The sequence below is a fragment of the Sideroxyarcus sp. TK5 genome, from assembly GCF_054601595.1.
The window spans coordinates 39,123-60,967 of record NZ_BAAHSJ010000003.1; the positions used below are offsets into that span (position 1 = coordinate 39,123).

The window sequence follows — 21,845 nt, forward strand, 5'->3', positions numbered from 1 at the left end:
AACCTTATTCGTCGCCCATGGTCACGATGCATTCGCGACCGCCTTCCAGCGCGATCCGCGCCAGCTCCGGCATGTTCTTGTTGGGGTGGCACACCACACGCAACAGCATCGGCAGGTTCACCCCCGCGACGCCCATGATGTGTTCCTTGCGACACAGTTGTCGAGCCACGTTGCTGGGCGTGGCACCGAAGATGTCGGCAAGGATCAGTACGCCGTTGCCTTTGTCCAGTTGCCGGATGAGTTCATGCCCCTCGGCCAGTTTCTGTTGCGGGTCATCGTCGGCATATACCGACAGCACTTTCACGTTCTCCGGTGGCCTGCCCAGCACATGCCGCACGCAATCCACCAGACTCTCTCCCAGCGCGTTATGCGCCACCACCAATATGCCGGCCATCAGATGACTCCCAAATAACGTGCGAACAACAATGCCAAGACCAGCAGCACCAACCAGCCGTAGCGCAACAGCCAGCCCAAAGTACGCGACTTGAATGCGTCGTCGGCATTCTCCTCGTCCACGATATCGCGGATCTGCCTGAGCGCATGGTGCGCGACGCTGCGCTCGATGTTCTGTTGCAAACGGTCGTCTTCGCTCATGGCACGGGCATGACGACTGTCTTGCTGTCGCTGAATTTTAGGCGCTTCTGCAGGGCTTCGGTGAGATGCACCTTGCCCTCTGCATCGATCAGCAGCGCGTCGGTCTGATTCATGTCGCGCACCGCCGCGCGCCAGCCGGACAGGCCGGCGATGAAGATGGGCTTGGAGGTCACATCCGACAGCAGCCCGGCGCGTTCGCCGCGCGCCAGCACGGTCACCGCCTGTACCCCCCGCACGGGCTGGCCGGTGCGGGGATCGAGCAGATGGCAATAGCGTTTGCCGTCCAGCTCGAAATAACGCTGGTAATCGCCGGACGTGCCAACGGCCTCGCCGTCGCGCAGTTCGAGCGTGGCGATCGCGCCCGGCTTGCGCGGATGCTGGATGCCGATATGCCACGGGCGATTGCCGTGCGTGCCAAGCGCGATCACGTTGCCGCCGATGTTGACCAGCGCGTTGGCGATGCCCTGCTGCTGCAGCAACTCGACCGCGCGATCCAGCGCATAACCTTTCGCATAGCCACCCAGGTCGACCATGACGGAGGGGTTCTTGCTGCGGACTTGCGCTTCCGTGGTGCCGGGAGCGGGCGGCAGATAGCTCAAGTCCGTCATCTGCGGGTTCGCCTTGAGCAGCGCCGTGATCCTTTGCGCATCGGGCAGCACCGGCTGGAAGGTGTCCGACTGGAAGCCCCAGGCCTTGATAAGCCCGCCGATGGCCGGGTTGAACGTGCCGCCCGATCGCACCGAGAACTGCTCGGCATCCTGCAACAAGGCCACCAGTTCGGGTGTCGCTGCATGCGGCTTGCCTTGGGCGAACGCCTCGTTCAGTGCCGACAAGGCGGAGGGTTGCCAGGCATGCAGCAGGTCATGCAGGCGCTGGAACTCGGTCATCACGGCCGCCGCACCCTGGCGCGCTTTGGCTTCTTCCTCGCCGTAGACACTCACTTCGACGATGGTGCCGAACACATAGGCTTGCTCCTGGTAGAGCGGTTCCTTGCCACAGCCGGTCAGCACCAGAAGCGTAGCGAGCAGGGCAGCGAATCTGACTATCATGCCGTCAGTTCCTCAAGCTCGATGGAGGCCGCCAACAGCGCAAGGCGGGCCACCACGCCGTAAGCGTAGAAGCGGTTCGGCGTGTCGTCCGGTGCGCGGTCCGGGTTGGGCAAGGTGCAGCTGCTCTCGAATGCCAGCGGCACGAAATGCATGCCCGGCGCGTTCAGGTTCTCGTCCACCCCGCGACCGGTGTGCACACGGTAGAAGCCGCCGACCACGAAATGGTCGACCATGTACACCACCGGCTCGGCCACCGCCTCGTTGATCTGCTCGAAGGTGTAGACGCCCTCCTGTACAAGCACATCCGACACCGACAGCCCCTCCTTCACCACCGCCATCTTGTTGCGCTGCTTGCGGTTGAGGTCGCGCACCTCGCTGGCATCCTTCACCGTCATGATGCCCATGCCGTAGGTGCCGGCATCCGCCTTCACGATCACGAACGGGTCGTCCTTCACGCCGTATTCCGCGTACTTGGTGCGCATCTTCTGCAGCACCACATCCACCTTGGCGGCCAGACAGTCCTCGCCGGTGCGCGCGTGGAAATCCACCTCGCCGCACGACTCGAAATAGGGGTCGATCAACCACGGGTCTATGCCCAGCAACTGCGCGAAATCTGCTGCGACGCGCGAATAGGCCGCGAAGTGGCGCGACTTGCGTCGCGTGGTCCAGCCGCCCTCCAGCGGCGGCAGCACGTTCTGCTCCAGATTGCGCAGCAACTCGGGTACGCCCGCCGACAGGTCGTTGTTGAGCAGCACCACACAGGGGTCGAAATCGCCGATCGACAGGCGGTTCCCCTTGCGCGTTATCGGCTCCAGCGTGAGCGTATTGCCATCCGCCAGCTGCAGCTCGGTGGGCGAGGTGATCTCCGGCAGCAGACTGCCGATACGCACGTTCAAACCGGACTGGCGCAGCACGCGCACCAGCATCGCCACGTTTTGCAGATAGAACTGGTTGCGCGTGTGGTTCTCGGGGATCAGCAGTACGCCGCGCGCCTCGGGGCAGATCTTCTCGATCGCGCTCTGCGCCGCATGGATGCACAGCGGCAGGAAATCCGGGTTCAGGTTGTTGAAGCCGCCGGGGAACAGATTGGTATCCACCGGCGCCAGCTTGAAGCCGCAGTTGCGCAGGTCGACCGAGGCGTAGAACGGCACCGTGTGTTCCAGCCACTGGGTGCGGAACCAGCGCTCGATATCGGACTGCTTGGCCAGGAAACGCCGCTCCAGATCGAGCAGCGGGCCTTTGAGTGCGGTGGTGAGATGGGGAACCATGTTGAACCTGCGGAAGACGATGCAGGCATTCTAGCCGATTTGGCATCAGACAAATGAGGTTGAAGCCCGAATCAATCGGGGATTCGGCTGCGCAACACGTCGCGGTCGAACCACCATTTGTCGCCCACGATGGCGTCCACCACTTGCGCCAGGCGCGGCAGGAAGATCTGCGGGTCGCGCAGTTGCAGGTGGTTGAGCCAACGGTCCAGCCCATCCTGATCCTGCACGTTGCTGTGGCGCTGGGCGACCATGCCGATCAGGTTGTTCACCAGGAAGCTCATGCTCTCGTGCTTGTCATCGTCGGCGCGCAGGTCGGCCACATACCGCGCGGTGATGGCCGCCACTGCCGCGCCGTCCGAGTCGTTCGGTGTCTCGTCCACGATGTGGATCAGCATGGCGACCGTCAGCTCCGGATCGACCGGGAACGTCACCGACAACCAGATGCCCATGCCCAGTGCGGAGAGCGAATCCGGCTGTTGTGCCTGGAACAGCACATCGCAAGCCTCGACCGCATCCGCCCAGGACTCATGCTGCATGCAGGTGAAGAAAGCTTCGCGCGCGATGTCCCACGCTTCCTTGCGACGCTCCAAGGCGTTCAGCATCTCGGCGACATCGAGTTGCAGTCTGGCGCGTGGCAAGGGGGCGGTCTCATCCGAAGTGGACAGCGCTTGCAGTGCCTCGGCCAGCTTCCTTTTCAGTGCAGCGCGTTCCTCGTCGCTCATCCCGTCATTGCGGTCGCGCGCCAGCCTGGTGATATCGATGGTCTTCTCTTGCATGATCGTTTCGTTGGGCGTTCAGTGAGTGTGGCAGTGTAAACCATGCCGCAAGTCACGAACCGCCCCGTGCCGATCAAAGTCCCTGCATCAACCCCCGGTATTCAGGATGCGGCGTGAAGCAAGCCATTGCGGTGTGTCATGGGTGTCTCCTCAAAGTGATGGATGGTTTCAGCGCAGCGTTTGCAATTCCTTCTCCGCCTCCGGATGACCCAGTGCGCAGGCTTTCTCCAGCCACTGGCGGGCCAGCGCCACGTCGCGCGGGAGATACTGACCGTCGCGGTAATACTGCCCAAGAGTCAGCGCAGCATGCGGGCTGAATTGGCTGTCCATGGCGGAGGCTTTCTCCAGCAGTCTGGCACCGGCTTGGTCGCGCGGGCCACCGACACCGCGCAGCAGCAAATCGCCGTAATTGATGAGACCCACGACATTGCCCTGGTCAGCGCTGCGCCGCGCCCATTCGCGTGCCGCGACGGGGTCGGCAGGCACCAGTTCCCCGACTTCCAGGAAGTTGGCGTAGTTGGCCTGCGCATCAGCATGGCCGCCTTCTGCGGCAGCCCGCATCATGCGCACCGCACGCGGGATGTCTTTTGCCGTATTGGGGCTGCTGGAGAACAGCAGTATGGACGCGTCGAACTGCGCCTTGACCACGCCGGCGTCCGCCGCACGCAGCAGCCAGCGTTCCGCTTCGGCGTGGTCCACCGCGCCGCCTACCCCCTGCGACAGGCAGAGCGAATAGGAATACATGCCCGGCGCATACCCGGCGGCGGCCGACTTCGCGATCCATTGCCGTCCCGCGACATCGTCTTTGGCGATAGTCCTGCCGTTGAAATAAGCGTCGGCCAGCAGGTACATCGCCATGCCATCGCCTGCCTCGGCGCCGCGCTTCGCATACTCAATGGCTTTCTCGCGGTCCTGCGCGATGCCGTATTGCGCACCGTTCACATGGAGCGAAGCGAGGTCGCCGTAGAGCTGCGGGAAATCGCGTGCGGCCGATTCATACCATTGCAGCGCCTGTGCCGTGTCGCGCGGCACGCCGTTGCCAGTCATCAGCGTCTGCGCGGCGAACATCTGCGCCGCGCTGTCCCCGGCCATGGCGGCCGGGCGCAGATATTCCATCGCGGCGCGCGCATCGGCGGCGAGGCCGCCACGGCCCAGCAACAGCGCGCGGCCGTAGCCGCTCTGTCCGCGCGCGCTGCCCTTGTCCGCGGCCAGCTTGTACCAGCGCACCGCTTCGGCATCGTTCTTCGTCGTGCCGAGGCCGAACTCGTACATCGTGCCGGCGTTGCCGAGCGCGGTCTCCTCGCCGCCCTGTGCCGCCTGCAGGGTATAGCGGAAGGCGGCTGCGTCGTCCCTGGCCACGCCGATGCCGTTGGCATACATCGCGCCGAGCGCACTGGCGGCCAGCACATCACCGCCCCGGGCGGCCAGCTCATACCACTGCGCCGCGGTGGCGGCGTTCTGCTGTGCTGCACCGACCCCGGCGCGATACGCATCGCCCAGCGTGCGCGCCACCGTGGCGTCGCCATTGCGCGCGGCGGCTTCCATGCGCTGCAGGATCTCGTAGCCGCTCGGTTCGCGCGGCCGTGACGCGGCCGAGGCGGCTGCCGCCCTTGCCGCCTGCCGTTCGGCGCGCTCCGCCGCCTCGGCATCGGCCATCGCGCGCTGGAAGGCGGCGAAGCGCGCATCGCGTTCGCGCGCGCGGCGTTCGTAATAACCGGCGGTCTGCCGCGCCATGTCGGCCTGCGCGCCGGCGATGATGCCGTCGGTGCTGCGCTGTTCGGCGCGCAGCAGCTCGTTCATGCGCGAACTGAAACGGTCGGCATCGAACTGGCTGCGCCAGTCGGCCTGGGCGGATGCGGCCCAGGCCGACAGCAGCAGGAACAACAGCGGCCGTAGCGTTCTGTTTTTCATGTTCACCTCACTGTTTGGCGGCGGCCGGACGCGGGATCTGGCCGTCGATCAGGCGCGTGGTCTTGCATGGGATCCCGCGCTGAGATTCGATGATGTATTCCTCGCCGGTCTTGTCTTCGAGGAACTCCTTGAAGGTGTCGTATTCGATGAAGTCGTTCTCGTCCGGTTCATCGGGGGTGAGGACGCCTTCGGCGATGAAGCGCATGCCGGGCGGAGGCATGCAGCCTGCGGTCGCCAGCACGAACTGCGGATCGCGCATGCTGCGTCCGTCGCGCATCTTGACCTCCACGCCCAGTGAGACCAGGTGGTAATCGAGCCGGTTGCCGGATTGCCAGGATTCGTCGGCATACAGCCGCGTCACCTGATAGACATGGAAATCCGGCTCTTTCAGCTCCTTCCAGTCGGCATTTCCGACAGGGCGCAAACCGACGTTGTCATAGAACTCCTGCTCCATCTGCTTCAATTGCGCCAGACTGCGTGGCGAGCCATCATTGCCGAGGACATAGAGCAGTCCTTTCTCGCGGTCGGCGCGCAACACCCTGTTGTAGGCGAACGGGTAATTGCCGAAGCGCACTTTCTGCCCGTCGGCGTTGAACACCTTCCCGCTCAGTACGAAGTGTTTGTCGTCTATCCATGTCAGGTTGCTGCAATAGTTGCCGGAGAACTTGGAGATCTTCTTGCCCTTGTAATCCAGCAGATAGCCGTACGCCTTATCTCCCGATTTCACCTGCGCATAGACGCGCCCGTTCTCGGCCTGGCTGTAGCAGCGCGCATCAGGCAGGGAGGCGACCTTATTGCCATTGCGATCGATCAGTATCGCTTCCTTTTCGTACGGATCGTCCTGCGAAGTGATGACCACAGCCACTTCGTCGTAGAAAGGGTCAGCACCATAGTATTTGGGGGGGATCACCCAGTTTCCTTCGGTGTCGATATACCCCATGCGATTCTTCTCGGGGTCGTAGCTGACCGCGAGACCGTTATGGAAACCGCTGTCCGCATCGGAAAAATTGCCGATGTGCGGCACACCTGAGATCAAGTTGCCCTCATGGTCAAAGACCCGGGACACAGAAAGATACTCCTGTCCCCAAGTCTCTTCCTTCTTCTTGCTCCAGGTCAGCCTGTTTTCGACCTTTTTTCCATAGATGATGTGGCGGTCGGTGATCATGGGATTGGAGATCTCTGCATCCTGCGCGATCACGCGCAGGTCATGCGTCATCACGCCATAGTGGGCTTTGCCTTCACGCACGGCGCGGAACTCATAGAGATAGGGGATGTGGGTGGTGTAGATGGCATTCAGTTCCAGCGCGAAGGGCGGCGCATCGGCGACCTTGTTGCCGCTGCGATCGACGATGTACAGAGGATTCTTGAGAACAAAACCATTTGTCGGGTAGGCCGTTGCGCCCGGCAAGGGCAGCATATATTGCATGTTTTGCCAGACCATGAAACGGTTCTCGTCCAGCACCATCACGAACTGGTAGTTGGGTTGCAGCACCCAGTTGCCTTGATCATCGGTGATACCGACCCGCTCGTTGGTCAACGTCGGGCGCAATCCGGCCTGTGGCGGCGTCATCTCTTCGCGGAAGGGGATGGCCAGCCCGTCGGCGTTGAGCGCGCCGACAACATTGAAGGTGGCCGCCTGGGCCTGCGGCAGGCAGAGGGACAGCAGCAACAGTGCTGCGATCAATGGTCTTGCGGTTCGCATCGTTTTCTCCCTGAAAAGCTAACGCTGGAAACAAAACCGCCCGTGCGGGACGGGCGGTTTTCAATGTGTGATGGGATCACTCCGACTTGGCTTTGAGCACCAGCATCTCCGAGGCGGCATTGAGGTGCTTGAGTACGGCGTCCTTGTATGCAGCTTCGTTCATCGTCGCATCATATTCCGTGCGCGAGGCAGCGAAACCACCCGCACCGGATAGTGCAGACAAGGCACCCAGCACATTGGCGGCTGCCGTACTTGCTTTGCTGGCGAGCGAGGTCACATCGGTGACCTCGGCCACCACGTTGTCACCGGCGACCACCGGCTTCTTCAGGAAGACCTCGCCCCGGTTGCTATCCACCTGGTATTTGTCGCGGCCGATGATCTTGTAGGTCTCGGGGTAGAACACCGCCTTCGATTCCTTGGAGGCGACCACCACGCCCATGTTGGCCTTGACGGAAGAAGAGCTGATGCTGCTGGATCCGGTGACCGTCGCGAAGCCGACCACGAAACGCGGGCGCACCAGCGCGGCGTCGAAGGTGTGCATCATCTCACCTTCCAGATCGAGGATGCCTTCGCCGCCCAGCGAGCTGCCGGCCTGACTGAACACGTTGCCGATACCGCCCTTGCCGTCATCCATGGAGAAGTACATCGGCTGGCCGCTGGCCGCGAAGAACAGCGATTCGTCGCTGCCGCCCAGCAGGCTGCTGTCCTTGAACGGCGACTTCTTGTCGAACTTGGCAGCCAGGCGCTTGTAATGCTCGTTCTTTGCCAGTTCGGATTGCGGGATAACAGTGTAGCCGGCTGCAGTCAGGTTCTTCACGAACTGGGCATACAGCTGGTCGGTGATGCCTTGCATGGTCTTCTCGCTTACGCCCTTCAAGTTATAGACGGTGGAGACCGAGGTGCGGTTCTTGCTCATCGCGTTATAGCTGTCGGCGGAGCCACCGGTCTTCACCAGGAACTCGACCTGGAAGGTGGGGATGATGACCTTCTTGCCGCTCACCTTGCGGATGTGACGGGAGCCGTCGGAATCGGTGAATTCCTTCACCATCGCTTCCTTGTTGGAAGCGAGCTGGTTGTTGTCGAAATACTTCGGGCCGGACGCACAGCCGCTGAGCAGGACGGACGCACCGATCAGCAGCGTGCCGAGGGTGGAAAGCTTCTTGAATCCCATGATGTCTCCATTAGTCTGTTTTGGTATCCCTGGCGGCGCGAACCGCCCTCGTGTTGGTGCGGGAAGGTCCATGCAAAGGTGCTGTACTGCCGCTCGAGGAGTAACCCTTCCCACGTCCGAACTTTATTGAGCGCAAGCGGGTGTCTCAACCCCGCGTTCGGGGGGTCAGATGATGCCGAGGTTGCGTGCCGTCATGGCGGCTTCGGCACGCGAGGAGATGTTGAGTTTGCGGTAGATGTTCTTCACGTAGCCGGAGATGGTGTGTGCGCTGATGCCGAGGATGCGCGCAGTCTCGGGCAGTGTCATGCCCTTGGCGATGTAGCGCAACACCTCGGTCTCGCGCTCGGTCAACTGCTCCAGCTCGGGTTGCGGTGCGGGCTGGAAATGGCCGAGCAATTTGCGCGCGATGGCGGGCGACAACGGCGGCGAGCCGGCCGCGATGCCTTGCAGCAGATTGACGATCTGCGGCAGCGGCTGGTCCTTCAGCAGGTAGCCCTGTGCGCCGGCGCGCAGCGCGGGGAACAGATGCTCGTTGTCGTCGAAGATACTGGCCACCACGCACAGCGTCTGCGGCGCGCGCCGGTTCAGTTCGGCGATCAGTTCCACACCGCTGCCGTCCGGCAGGCCGAGGTCGATCAACGCGATGTCCGGCGCGGCATGCGCCGCCAGCCAGGCGCGCGCTTCTGCCAGACTGCCGGTGCAGTGCAGGGTCATGCCGGGGAAAGCCGTGTTGAGCGCCTGGCTCAGCCACGCCTGAGAGTCGGCGACATCATCCAGGATGAGGGCGGTCTTCATGGCGGCGCATGATAGCCGAGCGTCCCGGCCGGCGTCCCCCCGCGTTCAGGGGGTGAGCGCGGCCAGCGGCACCTTGAGCGTGACGCGGCAGCCGTGCGGTTGCACCGCCTGCCAATCCAGCGCGGCGCCCAGCGCCGCCGCGCGCGCCTGCATGCTGCTCATGCCGCGATGCGCGGCGGGCACGGTTGGCAGGCCGATGCCGTCATCCTCCACGCTGAGCGTGAAGGTCTGTTCGTCCAGTCCGGTCTTTACCCGCAGCCGGCCGGCCTGGGCGTGGCGCAGCACGTTGCTGATCGCCTCGCGCAGGATGCGGGTGAGGTTGAGCGCCGCTTCCGGGGTCAGCAGCAGCTCGGGTTCCTGTGCCGGGAAGCGCCAGTCCAGCGACACCCCGGCGGCCTGTACGCGCTGCTGCGCTTCCATGCGCCAGTCGGCCAGCAGGTCGGCGAGCGGTGTCGGGGCATGCATGTCGCGCGATACCACGTCGCGCAGGTCCTGCAACGCGGAGCGCGCGAGGTCGGCCTCCTTCGGCAGGTTGGCGCGCTGCGCCGAGATCGCCAGCCCCAGCAGTTTGGCGCCCATGTCGTCGTGCAGGTCGCGGTAGATGCGCTGCCGTTCCTGCGAGGCACCTTCCTCGAAACTGTTGCGCCCGCCCATCATGCGTTCCAGCGCTTGGCTGAGCGAAGCGGCGAAGGCGGCATCACGCGAGGAGAACAGGCGCGCGCCATGTCCGGCATGGCGCAGGCGCAGCGGTGGCAGTTCGCCACTGCCCGGCACCACCATGACCAGGCCGTCCTCGCCGATGCCGGGCACCTCATCCGCGGTGGCAGGGTGCAGCTCCAGAGGTTCGTAGATGCGTTGCAACAGCGCTTCCCAGCGGCCCTGTTGTGCGCCGCTGCCGGCGGCGAAGGCAACAGCGGAAAGTTCCGGCAGCAGGCTCTCGAAGCTCGGCGTGTGCCGGATGACCATGCGTTGCCACAACCATTGCCGCAGCGGGAAATACAGCCAGCCACCCAGCAGCAGACTGACCCCGAACGAGACGCCCAGCGACAGGCCGGCCACGATCAGCAAGGCATCGAGCACGATCACCAGCGTCGCACCTCCCACCCACAGCAATACGCGGTAAGCCCATTCGTCCATATCGAACAACCGGTAGCGGCGCAAGCCGAGTGCGATGCCGATGTACATGATGAGGAAGAAGCCGATGGCATAACCCTGGATCAGCAGCTCGGGCTGGCCGAACAGGCGCGGCATCATGTTGGTGAAAGCGAACAGTGAACAACCCAGCAGCACCGACAGCACGAACCAGCGCAAGGCGGCGCGCTCCAGCGGTGCATCGGCAGTGCGCCGCCATTGCACGATGCCGCAGACCATCATCAGTACGATCTGGCTGAGGATGGCGCTCATCAGGCCGAGGTCCGGATTCGGCAGCAGGTGGAGCTGATCCAGCAGCCACCACAGCAGATAGAACGCGAGCAGCCCGCGCTGTCGGGCGGGAGAGAGCAGCAGGCGCGGGTAGCTGAGGAACAACATGACCAGTGTGCAGCCGAACAGGATGCCGGCGAGCGCATTGCCGGTATCCAGCAGTTCCAGCCGCCACACATCCAGCGCCAGCGCCCGTTCGCTGAGCAAGGCCGAGGTGATGCAGCCGACAAACAGCGTGATGCCGGTGAGCGCGAAGATGCGCGTAGCCCGCTCCTGCGGCCGCAGCAGGAACACCCAGCAGGCGATGAGCAGGCACAGGCTGGCGACGGCCAGCGTGAACCAGAACATCGGGGACAGGCTGGACAGGGTGCGCGCTTGCGGCGTGATGGCGTTGGTCTGCTCCTGCCCGTCCGCTGCGCGCCAGGTCAGGCGCACCGCACCCGACTCCTGGATCGCGTGCAACGTGTCCTGCCGGGCGAAGAACTCGTCCTTGTGCGCATAGCTGGGAAAGGTGTCGGTGTTGTCGAGCAGGTCGGAAGCGCGCAATTCGAGCGCGGCACCGTTCGCGCCCGTGATGCGCAGCACTTCAGCCCCTTGCGGGATGCGTCCCTGCGTGTCGCGGGCGAGCTGCACCTTGCCGTCGACGGCGACCAGCCGTAGCTCCAGCCAGGATTGCTGCATGGCGGACCATGCCGCAGCGGCACATAGCCCAAGGGTGGCGAACCAGAGCAGGAGCAGCAGGAAGGTGGGACGTCTATAGCGCGGGTTCATGACGGACGACCTGCCCTGCCAGTTGTTCAAGCGGCACGCGCAGCGTGACCCGGCAGCCCGGCTCCTGCGGTTGCCATTCCAGTGTTGCACCGAGCGCGGCCGCGCGCGCCTGCATGCTGCTCATGCCGCGATGCGGCGCAAGTTGCGGCGGCAGGCCGATGCCGTCGTCCTCAATGTCGAGCGCGAAATGGTCGTCGTCGAGCCGGGTGTCGACGCGGATGCTGCTGGCGCGGGCGTGGCGCAGCACATTGGTCACCGCCTCGCGCAGGATGCGGCTCATGTTCAACGCGGCCTCCGGGCTTACCATGATCTCGCTGTTGCGTTCGGGGAATTGCCAGCCCAGTAACAAGCCGGCGGCGCGCACGCGCTGCTCGGTCTCCATGCGCCAGTCGGCCAGCAGGTCGGACAGCGGTGTGGCGACATGGGTAGAGCGCGACACCACGTCGCGCAGGTCCTGCAATGCGGAGCGGGCAAGGTCTGCTTCCTTGCCGAGGTTGGCGCGTTCGGCGGAGATGGCCAGCCCCAGCAGTTTGGCACCCATGTCGTCGTGCAGGTCGCGGTAGATGCGGTTGCGTTCCTCCAGCATGGCGCGCTGTTTCACGATGCTTTGAGTGGTGGCGAACTGGGATTCCAGCTCTGCATGTTTGGCGCGCACGCGTTGCTCCAGATCGGTGTTCAGATGCTCGTACTGGTTGAGCGCCTGCACGAAGCGGCGTGTCAGGATCCCGCCGACCACCAGAAAGAACACCGGACCGCCGTAATGTATCCAGTAGGTCCCGCCATGCTCGACGATAGAGGCGTACATCAGCCAGTCATGGAAGCCGAAGATGATGTTGAGGCCGAGCGCGCCGGTAAGCAGGGTGATGTCGAGATCGGCGGTGCGGAAATTTTGGCGGAGCAACAGCGCTCCCACCCAGACGCTGCTGAGCAGGGTGACCAGATGCCATAGCAGCGACGCGGAGGCCAGCCAGTCGTCCGGCAGGAGCAGCAGACTGAGCGGCGATGCCGCCAGCACGGCCCAGAGCAGACGTTCCAGCCATGGCCGGCGCAAACCAAGGAAGCGCAGCAGCGAGATCATCAGCAGGGAGATGAACACCTGGAAGCTGCCCTGGATCAGGGTCTCCCACAGCGGGGCGGGGACAGGGATGTTCTGGATGAACATGTTGCTCGAGTTGAATGCCCACACCAGCGAGGACAGGCCGAACAGGCCATACATCGTGTCCTGCCGCCGTTGCCACCACAGGGCCAGCATGAACAGCCCCATCGCCGTGATGATCAGCGTGGCGGTCTGGTTGAGCGTGATGCGCGTGAAAAACAGCGCCTCGTAGCGCGGGCGAAGTTCTCTGTCCGGGCCGACCGATACCGGCGACAGGCTGCCGAGCGAGTAGGCCGGCGAGTGGAGGCGCACCTCCAGCAGGTTGTCGCCCGCCCGCAGCAAAGCGGGCGGGGCCAGGAACAGCAGCGGGCGGTTCCAGTTACGCGAGACAGGATCCTCGAAACGCCCGCCGCTACCGAGATGGACACCATTCAACCTGACCGAGGCGTTCATGCACAGGCGCGGCAGGAACACCGCATATTCTTCCTGCGGTACTTCATCCAGCTTGAAATGCAGTCGGTACCAGATGTCGCCGCCGTAGCCCGGATGGTTCTCGCTCCACAGGTCGGGCAGACGCACCGGCGTCCAATCGGCTTCTGCGGGCGGCGTCCTGCCAGATTGGCGCGCGTATTCCGCATGATCCAGCTCAAGCGCCGAAACGGACTGTGCCGCGAGGAAGGAGGCCAAGCCGACCAATAGCCAGCCCACTGAACAGCGAACGAAGCGGTGATACAGGCTGGTGACGATGATGGGACCTACACGGCGAACAAGGTGGCGACAGCATAGCGGATGGCCGTGGGAGCACCAACCCCCTGAACACGGGGAAGTCATAAGCGGGGGATGCTAGAATGCGCGCCTTCGAAAATAAGGCAGTCCCATGTTATCTACAGCAAACATCACCATGCAGTTCGGGGCCAAGCCCCTGTTCGAGAACGTCTCCGTCAAATTCGGCGATGGCAACCGTTACGGCCTGATCGGCGCGAACGGCTGCGGCAAGTCCACCTTCATGAAGATCCTCGGCCGCGATCTGGAGCAGACTTCCGGCGAGGTGATGCTGGACAAGGGCGAGCGTCTCGGCAAGCTGCGCCAGGACCAGTTCGCCTATGAGGACAATCGCGTGCTGGACGTGGTGATGATGGGTCACGACGAGATGTGGCAGGCGATGAGCGAGCGCGACGCGATCTATGCCAACCCGGACGCGAGCGAGGAAGACTACATGCGCGCCGCCGATCTGGAGGCGACCTTCGCCGAATTCGACGGCTACACCGCCGAAGCGCGCGCGGGCGAGTTGTTGCTGGGGCTGGGCATCGCCATCGAGCTGCACAACGGGCCGATGCGTGAGGTCGCGCCGGGCTTCAAACTGCGCGTGCTGCTGGCGCAGGCGCTGTTCTCGAATCCCGACATCCTGCTGCTGGACGAGCCGACCAACAACCTGGACATCAACACCATCCGCTGGCTGGAGAACATCCTCAATGCGCGCAACAGCACGATGGTCATCATCTCCCATGACCGCCACTTCCTGAACAGCGTGTGCACGCACATGGCCGACCTGGATTTCGGCAAGATCACCGTCTATCCGGGCAACTACAACGACTACATGCTGGCCTCCACGCAGGCGCGCGAGCAGCAGCAGGCGGACAATGCCAAGGCCAAGGAAAAGGTCGCCGAACTCAAGGCCTTCGTGGCCCGTTTCTCGGCCAACGCCTCCAAGGCCAAGCAGGCCACTTCGCGTGCGCGCCAGATCGACAAGATCAAGATCGAGGACATCAAGCCGTCCAGTCGCCAGTACCCGTTCATCCGCTTCGAATACGACGAGCGCGACAAGCTGCACCGCACCGCTGTCGAGGTGCAGAAGATGGCCAAGGGCTTCGACCGCATGCTGTTCTCCAACGTCAACTTCCGCATCGATGCGGGCGAGAAAGTCGCCATCATCGGTCCCAACGGTATCGGTAAGACCACGCTGCTGCGTTGTCTGGCAGGCGATCTGGAACCGGATACCGGCACCATCAAGTGGGCGGAGAAAGCCAAGCTCGGTTACTACGCGCAGGACCATGCGCACGACTTCGCCGAAGACAAGCTGATGATGGAATGGATGACCGACTGGCGCGGCCCGTCGGACGATGACCAGGTGGTGCGCGGCACGCTGGGCCGCCTGCTGTTCTCCGGCGACGACGTGAAGAAGCGGGTGAAGGTGCTGTCCGGCGGCGAGAAGGGCCGCATGCTGTTCGGCAAATTGATGCTGCAGCGCCCCAACGTGTTGCTGATGGACGAACCGACCAACCACATGGACATGGAAGCCATCGAATCGCTGAACACCGCGCTCGACCTGTACAAGGGCACTTTGATCTTCGTGTCCCATGACCGTGAGTTCGTGTCATCGCTGGCCACGCGCATCATCGAGATCTCCGACAAGGGCGTGACCGATTATCACGGCACCTACGAAGAGTATCTGCGCAGCCAGGGCGCTGAAGAGTAACGAGGGCCCGGCGTGGTCAGGACCATCGGCGTATTCGATTCGGGCGTAGGCGGACTGTCTGTCCTGCTCCACATCCGCGAAGCACTGCCCGAGGCCGACCTGATCTATGTCGCCGATTCCGGCCATGTCCCTTACGGCGGCCGTTCGGCCGCCTTCATCGAAGCCCGTGCCTTGGCGCTGACGCGTTTCCTGCTCAGTCAGGGCGCGGAAGCCATCGTCATCGCTTGCAACACCGCCACTGCCGCTGCCGCCCTGCCGTTGCGCAATCGGTTCAGCAAGATCCCCATCGTCGCCATGGAACCCGCCGTGAAACCCGCCGTGGCGGCCACGAAGAGCGGTGTGGTGGGCGTGCTGGCGACGGTGGGTACGCTGGAGAGCGCGCGCTTCGCCGCGTTGCTGGAGAAGTATGCGGGCAACGTGAAGATCGTCACCCAGGGTTGTCCCGGTCTGGTCGAACTGGTCGAGCGCGGCGACCTGCACAGCGTGGAAGCGCGGCGGCTGGTGGAGCGCTATACCGCGCCACTGCTGCAGGCTGGCGCGGACACTTTCATCCTCGGCTGCACCCACTATCCTTTCCTTGCACCGCTGATCCGCGAAGTCGTCGGCGAGGGCATATCCCTGATCGATACCGGTGCCGCCGTCGCACGCGAACTGAAGCGCAGGGTGGAGACGGAACTGCCGCCAAACCCGCAGCTGGGCGTGGCCGGCGGCGAGCGTTTTTATTCCAGCGGTGATGCGGAGCAAGCTGGGCGCATCATGTCCTTGTTGTGGAAAGGGCCTATCACCGTTGCACCGCTGCCTGCGACATTCTGCTGAGTAGCAGGCTATCTGAACCTGCCCCGGCTGGGTACAATCCTGTCGCCCCCTGATCCGGACCCCGAACATGGTGTTGCCCAAGAACAAGCTGCATTCGTCGGCCGCAAGATGGCTGATCCTGTGGATGGTGCTGCTCTGCCTGTCCGGTCTGATCCTTTTTGACATCTATCTCGAGCATGACCGTCTGGAAGCGCGTGAGCAGGACAGGTTGCTGGTCCAGACACGCGTCATCGCCGAGAACATGGAGTCGCGCCTGGCCAGCACCAATCTGGCGCTGGAGAGCATCCGCGACCAGTATCTCGGCGTCCGGGGTGGCGCGCCCACAGCAGAATTGGAGAGCCATCTCCGGTTGCTGGTGCGCGTCATGCCCGGCCTGCGCACCCTCAACATCATCGATGCACAAGGGCGACTCAGGGCATCGAACCGGAGCGAGCTGATCGGCACGGATCTGAGCCATCGAGAATATTTCCAGCAGGCGAAAGCGCGCCCCGACCGTGAGACGCTCTATGTATCAAGACCGTTCGAGACCCTGCTCGGTGTCTACGCGATCAATGTCTCGCGCGCTATCGTCGGACCGCGCGGCGAATTCGCCGGTCTCGTCACGGCGACCCTGAACCCGGACTATTTCCGCAGCTTGATGTCGTCGGTGCTCTACACGCCGGACATGTGGGATGCGGTGGCGCATGGCGACGGCACGCTGTTCCTGATGCAACCGGAACGCGAACAGTTGCGCGGCAGCAATCTGGCACAACCGGGCTCGTTCTTCACGCAGCACCGGCAGAGCGGGCTGACGGCCACGGTGACCAGCGGCAAGATATACAGCACAGGCGAGATGCGGATGATGGCGCAGCGCACGGTGCAGCCAGCCGTATTGAAGATGGACCAGCCGCTGGTGATCGCGGTGAGCCGTGATCTGGAGGCGCTGTATCGGCCCTGGCGGCAGAATGCGCTGTTCCAGCTCTCGGTGCTCGTCATCTTCTCGACCGTATCGCTCCTCGGCATGCGGGCCTACCAGCGCCACCGCAGCCGTCTGGAGCGGTTGGCAGCGCAAGCGCGCGAGCAGGTCGAGCGTTTCAACGTGGCGCTGGATCGCATCCCCACCTACATCTACATGAAGGACCGCGAGCGGCGCTATGTGTATGCCAACAAGCCGACGCTGGAACTGTTCGGCTGCACGGCCGAGGAACTGGTCGGTAGTCCCGATACGCGTTTCTTCCCGCCGGAGGCGGCAGCCAGGCTGCATGAGATCGACTCGCGAGTGCTGGATCAGGGGGCGGACTCGGCGGAAGAAGTGGTGGTGGATACACCGGACGGCAAGCGGCGCGTGTACTGGGAGATCAAGACGCCGATCTACGAGGGCGGCGATCGTTCCCGCATCTGGGGCCTGTGCGGCATCTCCACCGACATCACCGAGCGCAAGGCACTGGAAGAGCGTTTCGAACAGCAGGCGCATCTGGACTATCTGACCGGGCTGTACAACCGCCGCCATTTCATGGAACAGGGCGAGACAGAACTGTCACGCGCGCAGCGGCATGGCCGCGCGCTGTCCATCTTCATGCTGGATATCGACCACTTCAAGCAGTTCAACGACACCTATGGTCACAAGGCGGGTGACCAGGTGCTGCAGAAACTGGCAGAAGTGATGCGCGGCACGTTGCGTACCGTGGATATCCTCGGGCGTGTCGGCGGTGAGGAGTTCGCGGTGTTGCTGCCCGAGACGGAGCTGGCCGAGGCGGTGTAAGTCGCCGAGCGTCTGCGACTGGCGGTGGAGCAGACGGCCGTGGTGTTCGAGGCCGGCCTGCCGCAGCATTTCACGGTGTCTATCGGTGTCACCACGCAACGGAAGATGGAAACCAATCTCGATATCCTGCTCAGCGAGGCGGACCGCGCCCTGTACCGTGCCAAGGAAGCGGGCCGCAACCGGGTGGACGCGACGACCGATGGGGCGGTTGTTGATGCCTGATGCCAAGGCCGCCGCACCGGACTGCAAGGTCTGCCGGCATTTCCATATCACATGGGACGCACACTTCCGCTACGGTTGCCGCGCTATGGACTTCAAGAGCCAGCGCCTGCCCATGCTCGACGTGCTGGAGGCTTCCGGCCAGCCCTGCCACTACTTTCAGAGCAAGCCGCGCCAGACATAGCGGGGAACGCCTTGCCGCGGGGGATATCCGTTAGAATCCATGCACTGACAAACGGAGTCCCTGCATGAGCAATGCGCATCGCTACACCCTCACCATCTCCTGCCCCGACCGTTCCGGCATCATCGCCGCCGTCACCGGATTCATCGCCGAACACGGCGGCTTCATCACCGAGGCGAGCTATCACACCGAGCAGGAGGCGCAGCGTTTCTTCATGCGCCAGGAGATGCGCGCCGATTCCTTGCCGTTCGATGCGGCGACCTTCCGCGAGAAGTTCAAACCGCTGGCGGACAGCTTCAACATGACCTGGCAGCTGACCGACTCCGCCAACAAGAAACGGCTGGTGGTACTGGTGAGCAAACAGGACCATTGTCTGGACGATCTGCTGCACCGCTGGCGCAGCGGTGAGTTGCAGGTGGACATCCCCTGTGTGATCTCCAACCACGAGGATTTGCGCAGCTTCGTCGAATGGCACGGCATCCCGTTCATCCATGTCGACATGAGCGCAGACAAGGAAGAGGCGTTCCAGCATATCGCCGCACTGTTCGACCAGCATCGCGGCGACGCCATGGTGCTGGCGCGCTTCATGCAGATCCTGCCGCCCTGGCTGTGCCAGCGCTATCCCGGCCGCGTCATCAACATCCACCATAGCTTCCTGCCCTCCTTCGTCGGTGCCAAGCCCTACCATCAGGCCTACCAGCGCGGCGTGAAACTGATAGGCGCCACCTGCCACTACGTCACCGACGAGCTGGATGCCGGCCCCATCATCGAGCAGGACACGGTGCGCATCGACCACGGCGACACGCCGGACGATCTGGTGCGTTACGGGCGCGACATCGAGAAGACCGTGCTGGCGCGCGGACTGCGCTACCATGTGGAGGACCGCGTGCTGGTGTGCGGCAACAAGACCATCGTGTTCCGTTGATCCGATAAGCCGGGGGGCCTATGCAAGAGCTGGAAAGTGATCGCGCGCTGACCGCGCAGAACCTGCTGTTCCGCAACGTGGACTTCACTAGCGTCGAATACATGCTGGAACGCAGCCATGTGAGGACACTGGCGGCCGGTGACAAGTTGCTGCAACCCGAACTTCCCAACGAACACCTTTATCTCATCCTCGAAGGCGAGCTGCGCGTGCATCTGGCCGCCCAGCAGACGGTGGAACATGCCACGCTGGTGGCTGGCGAATGCACCGGCGAGATCTCGCTGGTGGACGGCAAGAACCCTTCCGCACTGGTGGTCGCCGCCAAACCCACGCGCGTGCTGGCCGTGCCGCACGACACGGTGTGGTCGCTGGTCGACCAGTCGCACGACGTGGCGCGCAACCTGCTCGCCATCATCGCCGGGCGCATGCGCCACGACAATTCCGCACTCATCACCTCGCACAACCAGCGCGCGCAATACGAACATCAGGCCACCGTCGACGCGCTCACCGGCGTGCACAACCGGCGCTGGATGAACGACGCCTTCCCGCGCGTGCTGCACCGCTGCGCACTGAACAAACAGCACAGTGCCGTGATGGTGCTGGACATCGACCACTTCAAGAAAGTGAACGACAGCTACGGCCATCTGGTGGGCGATGCCGCGCTGAAATCGCTGGCGGACATCATGCAGCACAACTTGCGCCCGCACGACCTGCTGGTGCGCTACGGCGGCGAAGAGTTCGCCATCCTGCTGCCGGATACCGCGCTGGGAGAAGCCAAATCCATCGCCGAACGCCTGCGCAAGATGGTCGCCGCCAACGAAGTGGTGAGCCACGGTGTGGCATTCAAGATCACTGTCTCCAGCGGCATCGCCCCCATCGACGAGGTGAGCGAACTGGAATCCAGTTTCGCCCAGGCAGATGAAGCGCTGTACCGCGCCAAGGAAGGCGGACGCAACCGGGTCGAGGTCGCTGCCTGACCTTGTCCGATTTCGGCCGTCCGGAAACTAAATCGGCCGATGCCTACTCTATGGCGTCGTTGAAAACCATCTCCAGCTCGATGCTTATCGCGAACGCATGTCAGTGACCCCGCCCATCCTCCGCATCGGACCCTACTCCATCGTGCGCGAACTGGGCGAAGGCGCCACCTCCAATGTCTATCTCGCGCTGCGCGACGGCTCCTATGCCTCGGTCGCGCTCAAGCAGTTGCGCCGTGCCAGCCAAACTCCGCTGCACAAAGCCATGTTCACCGCCGAGGTCGAACTCGGCCACAAGATGCAGCACCGCAACATCGTGCGCGTCATAGACGCCGACCTGAACGAGCCGACCGGTGCCTACCTCGTGATGGAATACATCAACGGCAAACCGCTGGACCGGCACGACAAGGTCGAGAACCTGTTGCCGCTGGACAAGGTGCTCTCCGTCACCGCGCAAGTGGCCGAAGCGCTGAAATACGCCGCCGAAATGGGCGTGGTGCACCGCGACGTCAAACCCGGCAACATCATCCTCATGCCCAACGGTGTCGCCAAACTGGCCGACTTCGGCTGCGCCATCCCGGTCAGCGAGATGGGTGCAGTGGTTGCCGGCAGTCTGGCCTATATGTCACCGGAACAGATCGAGGGCGAAGCGCTCGACCAGCGCTCGGACATCTACTCGCTGGGTGCAGTGCTGTATCGCCTGCTTACCGGCCACTACACCTTCGAAGCGGACAACCAGTTCGACGCCCGCATCGCGATCCTGAACTTCCCCATCATCCCTATCGACACCTACCGCAAAGCACTGCCAAAAGTGCTCACTGATGTGGTCGAACGCGCCATGCAGAAAGATCCGGCGAACCGCTATTCGAACTGGGACGAGTTCATCGCCGATCTGGCCAAGGCGATCCAACTGATCGAAGTCAGCGACTACGACATGGACTTGTACCGCGGCTTCAGTATGAACACGCAGGCCGAGCTGTCGAACTACATGTCCCAATCAAGAGAGTTCTCGCGTAGTGTGTTTTCCAGGAGCGGGTTTTCTAGGAGTACGGTGCCGGATACTTATGGGGGCGGGTAGGGCGCTTTGTATTTTTTAACTTCAAAACCGTCGGGGGTTGCCCGACAGCAAGTTACTTTTCTTGTCTTGCCAAGAAAAGTAACCAAAAGAAGTCGCCCCCGGTTTGCCGCCCACTTCGTGGGTACCCTGCGTTGCTCGCCTGGTCAGGCGGCTGCGGAACTCGCGCTACGCGCTCAGACAGTCCTCGCCGACATCCCCTGACCAGCCTGTGCTACTCGGCGGCGCACAGGGGAAGTTACAGCAACGGCATCTTACAAATGAATAAACCGGGGTCTCCCCCGGTTTATTCTTCACCTACTTATCTAGGCAGACTGCGCAAATGAGTGCATACGTGCTCCCATTTGCCAAATCTATACCGAGGATAAGACGTAACACGGACGATTTTCGGTCCCATGATTACCCCTTTCATATCGAGTTTATCGACACTTTAGGTGTATAGACGCATCAAGAGTTCAGTGTTAAAGTCCGCGCCGCTCTAACGGGAGGGACACTGCTTTCAATACGTTGCTGGCGGTCGAACTACCAACAACAACTGGGTAACCAGTTGTCTCAATGGCCTTAACGTTGCTGCGTTAAGGCCATTGTTTTTCTCAGTCAAGCTACAGACTTCTCCAATACCCAATCCTTTACCGGTAGATGTCGAAACTTCTCACGCTCATCATTTGAGCACTATTGGCACTCTACCATCGCGAGCGCTAATTGACTCAAAATTTATGTAACACACTATAGTTAAAGCAATAATTTACTGCTCAAACTAACTTTGCGATGAAGTATAGGGCCTGAAAGCAAAGTTATCCACAATATAAATCCTAAAAGGCAACTTAGTGCCAAATTTGGCACTTGTGCTATATTTGGCCAATCAATTCAAAGTGCTAATAAATAT

General features: G+C 62.6%; 17 protein-coding genes and 1 pseudogene. 7 read left to right on the top strand and 11 right to left on the bottom strand.

Annotated features, from left to right (window positions below; translation table 11 throughout):
- Nucleotides 1-4 precede the first annotated feature (4 nt).
- The 11 genes from ACYPYQ_RS06045 to ACYPYQ_RS06095 all read right to left on the bottom strand — a co-directional run bounded on the left by ACYPYQ_RS06045 (nt 5) and on the right by ACYPYQ_RS06095 (nt 13,263).
- Nucleotides 5-394 carry a PTS sugar transporter subunit IIA gene (locus tag ACYPYQ_RS06045; protein WP_459721316.1) on the bottom strand — a complete coding sequence of 130 codons (390 nt, stop codon included), beginning with the start codon at nt 392-394 and terminating at the stop codon, nt 5-7.
- Nucleotides 394-594, bottom strand: a complete 201-nt coding sequence (locus ACYPYQ_RS06050; RefSeq protein WP_459721319.1) for a hypothetical protein — start codon at nt 592-594, stop codon at nt 394-396. The genes ACYPYQ_RS06045 and ACYPYQ_RS06050 overlap by 1 nt, the downstream gene beginning before the upstream one ends.
- Entirely contained in the window at nt 591-1,643 is a 1,053-nt protein-coding gene (locus ACYPYQ_RS06055; protein ID WP_459721322.1) for an FAD:protein FMN transferase, read from the bottom strand. The genes ACYPYQ_RS06050 and ACYPYQ_RS06055 overlap by 4 nt, the downstream gene beginning before the upstream one ends.
- Nucleotides 1,640-2,911 (bottom strand): glutamate--cysteine ligase, encoded by a 1,272-nt coding sequence (gene gshA / locus ACYPYQ_RS06060; protein WP_459721325.1) that lies wholly within the window; start codon nt 2,909-2,911, stop codon nt 1,640-1,642. Before gshA ends, ACYPYQ_RS06055 begins: the two co-directional genes overlap by 4 nt.
- Nucleotides 2,912-2,982: 71 nt before the next feature.
- Nucleotides 2,983-3,687, bottom strand: a complete 705-nt coding sequence (locus ACYPYQ_RS06065; protein ID WP_459721327.1) for a hypothetical protein — start codon at nt 3,685-3,687, stop codon at nt 2,983-2,985.
- Between the two features lie 168 nt (nt 3,688-3,855).
- The gene (locus tag ACYPYQ_RS06070) at nt 3,856-5,598 is read right to left on the bottom strand and encodes an SEL1-like repeat protein (protein WP_459721330.1); all 1,743 of its coding nucleotides are present in this window, start codon (nt 5,596-5,598) and stop codon (nt 3,856-3,858) included.
- Between the two features lie 7 nt (nt 5,599-5,605).
- Nucleotides 5,606-7,300 carry a WG repeat-containing protein gene (locus ACYPYQ_RS06075; RefSeq protein ID WP_459721333.1) on the bottom strand — a complete coding sequence of 565 codons (1,695 nt, stop codon included), beginning with the start codon at nt 7,298-7,300 and terminating at the stop codon, nt 5,606-5,608.
- Nucleotides 7,301-7,376: 76 nt separating this feature from the next.
- The gene (locus ACYPYQ_RS06080; protein WP_459721336.1) at nt 7,377-8,471 is read right to left on the bottom strand and encodes a hypothetical protein; all 1,095 of its coding nucleotides are present in this window, start codon (nt 8,469-8,471) and stop codon (nt 7,377-7,379) included.
- Nucleotides 8,472-8,636: 165 nt separating this feature from the next.
- Complete coding sequence (locus ACYPYQ_RS06085) at nt 8,637-9,266, bottom strand: LuxR C-terminal-related transcriptional regulator (RefSeq protein WP_459721339.1); 630 nt, start codon at nt 9,264-9,266, stop codon at nt 8,637-8,639.
- Nucleotides 9,267-9,311: 45 nt separating this feature from the next.
- On the bottom strand, nt 9,312-11,459 hold the full coding sequence (locus ACYPYQ_RS06090; protein WP_459721341.1) for a sensor histidine kinase: 2,148 nt from the start codon (nt 11,457-11,459) through the stop codon (nt 9,312-9,314).
- Nucleotides 11,443-13,263, bottom strand: a complete 1,821-nt coding sequence (locus ACYPYQ_RS06095; RefSeq protein ID WP_459721344.1) for a sensor histidine kinase — start codon at nt 13,261-13,263, stop codon at nt 11,443-11,445. Before ACYPYQ_RS06095 ends, ACYPYQ_RS06090 begins: the two co-directional genes overlap by 17 nt.
- 169 nt (nt 13,264-13,432) lie before the next feature.
- Between ACYPYQ_RS06095 and ACYPYQ_RS06100 the strand changes: the two genes are divergently transcribed.
- From ACYPYQ_RS06100 to ACYPYQ_RS06130, 7 genes and pseudogenes are all read left to right on the top strand, one after another.
- Nucleotides 13,433-15,031 (top strand): ABC-F family ATPase, encoded by a 1,599-nt coding sequence (locus ACYPYQ_RS06100; RefSeq protein ID WP_459721347.1) that lies wholly within the window; start codon nt 13,433-13,435, stop codon nt 15,029-15,031.
- 12 nt (nt 15,032-15,043) lie between these two features.
- Complete coding sequence (murI, locus tag ACYPYQ_RS06105; protein ID WP_459721350.1) at nt 15,044-15,847, top strand: glutamate racemase; 804 nt, start codon at nt 15,044-15,046, stop codon at nt 15,845-15,847.
- Between the two features lie 124 nt (nt 15,848-15,971).
- Nucleotides 15,972-17,810 (top strand): annotated as a pseudogene (locus ACYPYQ_RS06110) (sensor domain-containing diguanylate cyclase).
- Nucleotides 17,803-17,991: a hypothetical protein gene (locus tag ACYPYQ_RS06115; protein ID WP_459721352.1), complete on the top strand. Its 189-nt coding sequence runs from the start codon at nt 17,803-17,805 to the stop codon at nt 17,989-17,991. The pseudogene ACYPYQ_RS06110 and the gene ACYPYQ_RS06115 overlap by 8 nt, the downstream one beginning before the upstream one ends.
- A 64-nt stretch (nt 17,992-18,055) precedes the next feature.
- On the top strand, nt 18,056-18,913 hold the full coding sequence (gene purU / locus ACYPYQ_RS06120) for a formyltetrahydrofolate deformylase (RefSeq protein WP_459721355.1): 858 nt from the start codon (nt 18,056-18,058) through the stop codon (nt 18,911-18,913).
- A gap of 20 nt (nt 18,914-18,933) precedes the next feature.
- Entirely contained in the window at nt 18,934-19,887 is a 954-nt protein-coding gene (locus ACYPYQ_RS06125) for a GGDEF domain-containing protein (protein WP_459721359.1), read from the top strand.
- Nucleotides 19,888-19,984: 97 nt separating this feature from the next.
- The gene (locus tag ACYPYQ_RS06130; protein ID WP_459721362.1) at nt 19,985-20,962 is read left to right on the top strand and encodes a serine/threonine protein kinase; all 978 of its coding nucleotides are present in this window, start codon (nt 19,985-19,987) and stop codon (nt 20,960-20,962) included.
- Nucleotides 20,963-21,845 lie beyond the last annotated feature (883 nt).